The sequence below is a fragment of the Parazoarcus communis SWub3 = DSM 12120 genome, from assembly GCF_003226565.1.
Classification (GTDB): domain Bacteria; phylum Pseudomonadota; class Gammaproteobacteria; order Burkholderiales; family Rhodocyclaceae; genus Parazoarcus; species Parazoarcus communis.
Genome location: NZ_QKOE01000170.1, coordinates 1 through 284, shown reverse-complemented (window position 1 = coordinate 284; position 284 = coordinate 1). Strand labels below are relative to the sequence as shown.

General features: G+C 69.4%; 1 protein-coding gene. It reads right to left on the bottom strand.

Translation table 11 applies throughout. The features are described 5' to 3' along the window. The coding region (locus tag DNK49_RS23595; RefSeq protein WP_133255193.1) for an RHS repeat domain-containing protein at positions 1-284 on the bottom strand (284 nt) is incomplete at both ends.

The following is a 284-nucleotide window of genomic DNA, read 5'->3' as shown; positions in this document are numbered from 1 at the left end:
TGCGGTTGCCCGCTGCGTCGTACTGGTAGGCGAGCGTCTTGCCGCCGGCGGTGGTGCTGGTCAGGCGCCCGGCCGCATCCCACACGTAGGCCACGGTGTGGCTGTTGTCGGCGTACCTGGCCTGGGTGCGACGGCCCAGCAGGTCGTAGGCGAAGGTGACGTTGTCCGCGGCCGTGGGGTAGCTGCGGCTGGTCAGGCGGTGCAGGTTGTCGTAGGCGAAGGTGACCGTCTCGCCACTGCGCTTCCTGTGGCTCGTGAGGCTGCCGACGGCGTTGTAGCCGTAC